Raw genomic sequence first — 2,827 nt, forward strand, 5'->3', positions numbered from 1 at the left:
CTAAAAGAATGGATGCCGCTTGTTATGAAAGGCCGTACATCGACTGAAGCAATTGCGGCAACCAAAATCGACTCAGGGACGGACGTGAACTTTGGAGCTTTAACTCGTATGTTGTTCACACATTTAAAAAGTAAAAGGGTAGAAATAAACTATAACCACAGCGTTGAAAATCTGACACGTACCGCAGACGGCTCGTGGAAAGTAAAAGTACATGATATTCATACCGGCAAACAGGAATATCACACGGCGAACTTTGTTTTTATCGGAGGAGGAGGCGGAAGTCTGTCTTTACTCCAAAAAACGGGTATTCCTGARTCCAAGCATATTGGAGGRTTYCCRGTAAGCGGATTATTTATGGTATGCAATAACCCCGAAGTTGTAGCGCAGCATCACGGGAAAGTGTACGGAAAAGCAAAGGTTGGTGCTCCGCCGATGTCGGTTCCGCACCTTGATACACGCTATATCGACCGCAAAAAAACACTCCTGTTTGGACCTTTTGCCGGATTTTCACCAAAGTTCTTAAAAACGGGTTCAAATTTGGATTTAATCAATTCTGTAAAACCGAATAATATCTTAACGATGTTAGCAGCAGGCGTCAAAGAGATGGGCTTAACGAAATACTTGATTCAGCAGGTGCTGTTGTCCAATGAAAAGCGTATAGAAGAACTTCGCGAGTTTATTCCAAACGCAAAAAGCGAAGACTGGGATATCGTCGTAGCGGGTCAGCGTGTACAAGTAATCAAAGATACGGAAGCCGGAGGTAAAGGAACTCTTCAATTCGGTACCGAAGTTGTGAGTTCAGCTGATGGTTCCGTTGCTGCATTGCTCGGGGCTTCGCCAGGTGCTTCGACTGCCGTTCATGTCATGCTTGAAGTGCTAGAAAAGTGTTTCCCGCAGCATATGAAGAAATGGGAATCAAAAATAAAAGAAATGATTCCTTCTTACGGCTTGTCACTGGTAGAAAATCCAGCGCTTTTTAACGAAATTCATGCTTCTACAGCACAAACGCTTGATTTAATTAAAAAAGAACTTGTGTACCGATGATTTTAGGCAGCCTTTGATACGTATACTCTATATTAAAAGAGTTTTTTAGATAGTTAAAGCATTTAAACGACATGTGRAATCTATAAGAAAAAATGAGGGAAGTTCGTTATATAACGGGCTTCTTTTTATTTATTTCCTTTACTAGCAGAATTTACTTCGTATTCATGATATAATTCTTATTAGTAAGCGTTTACATATAATGGAGTGAAAAATTGGAAAATAGCTATTTCGAGGAGCCGATAAAAGATGATTCTAACTAATACATCTTTACTAACGAAAGAACAAACGATTTTTAACCATACAGGGAATAAAATTAAATTAGAAGACAGAGAGATTGATATTGTTGCTCGATTTGAAGAGCCTCTTGTTTTAGTTTTAGGAAATGTCCTAAGTAACGAAGAATGTGACGAACTTATACAGCTATCCACAGATAAAATGCAGCGATCAAAAATTGGTGCTGCACGTGAAGTAAACAGTATTCGAACGAGCAGCGGCATGTTTTTTGAAGAAAGCGAAAACGAGCTTGTACATCAAATCGAAAGACGACTTTCTAAAATCATGGGACCATCTATTGAATATGCTGAAGGTCTTCAAGTTTTAAAATACTTGCCTGACCAAGAATACAAAGCACATCACGATTATTTCACTTCTGCAAGTAAAGCATCTAAAAACAACCGTATTAGTACATTGGTTATGTACTTAAACGATGTCGAAGAAGGAGGAGAAACTTATTTTCCTAAGCTGGGTCTTTCCGTATCTCCGACAAAAGGAATGGCCGTGTACTTTGAATATTTTTATAGTGACGCTGAACTTAATGACCGTACTCTCCACGGGGGAGCTCCTGTTATAAAAGGAGAAAAGTGGGTCGCTACCCAGTGGATGCGCAAACAAAAAATTCGATCGTAAAAACAAAGGTTTGAAGAGCCCTATTAGCTATTGTTAATGAGGGCTCTTATTTATGTTACAAAAAAATAGTAATCATGTTAGCCAGTTATTATATTGAAATATTCACACTTATTCTATTTGTGCGGCTATTCCTTATTCTTATAAGGCGGTAGACGATAAATGTATTTGTAGTGTAAAATATCCTCATGATTAAAAATCTGGATACACTAAAACGAAAAATGTGTTCATGAGATAAAAACAAAATAGATGCTATTTAAAAGAATAACTTTAAAACAGGTAACCAATTTTTATAACAGTTGCACGAAAAAACTCGTGAAAGGTATTTTCACGAGTTTTTGTTTTTAGGTGATTTACACTATTTATAAAATCATTTTACTTTTATATAGTAGATAGGGAACGTGTTAAAGGAGGGCCCGGGTTTTGAAAGAAATAAAAGCAATTATTTGCACGATGCTTGCGATGTTTATGCTGCTTCTTACTGGATGCAGCGATGAGCAGGCAAGTCATTCAAGCACATCTTCTGCCGATACAAAACAAGCAGTTCAAGTAGAAGATTCATCAGATCAAGAAGAAGATCATAGTCCTTCTAAAGCAAATCGTGAAGATGTAGTAGGTGAGGCGGCTACGGTAGAAAGAGTAGTGGACGGTGATACGCTTAAAGTGAAAATGCTGAACGGAAAGAGAGATCGCGTGCGATTACTTCTTGTTGATACCCCCGAAACAAAGCATCCCAAACTAGGCGTACAGCCCTTTGGTCCAGAAGCATCTGCTTACACAAAAAAAAGGCTAGAAGGACAGGAAATCACCCTTGAATTTGATGTGCAAGAGCGTGATCAATATGGCCGGTTACTTGCGTATGTATGGATAGACAATGAGC

General features: G+C 38.6%; 3 protein-coding genes. All 3 read left to right on the top strand.

What is annotated here, in order from left to right; all coding sequences use genetic code 11:
• On the top strand, positions 1 to 1,044 hold a 1,044-nt coding region (locus tag AC1DRF_RS21815; protein WP_477741681.1), incomplete at its 5' end, for a malate:quinone oxidoreductase.
• 246 nt (positions 1,045 to 1,290) lie between these two features.
• Positions 1,291 to 1,950: a 2OG-Fe(II) oxygenase gene (locus AC1DRF_RS21820; protein ID WP_427076087.1), complete on the top strand. Its 660-nt coding sequence runs from the start codon at positions 1,291 to 1,293 to the stop codon at positions 1,948 to 1,950.
• A 420-nt stretch (positions 1,951 to 2,370) separates the two neighbouring features.
• Positions 2,371 to 2,827, top strand: a 457-nt coding sequence (locus AC1DRF_RS21825) for a thermonuclease family protein (RefSeq protein ID WP_477741682.1), incomplete at its 3' end; no start/stop codon positions are given.

The sequence above is a fragment of the Priestia sp. P5_B4 genome, assembly GCF_056400385.1.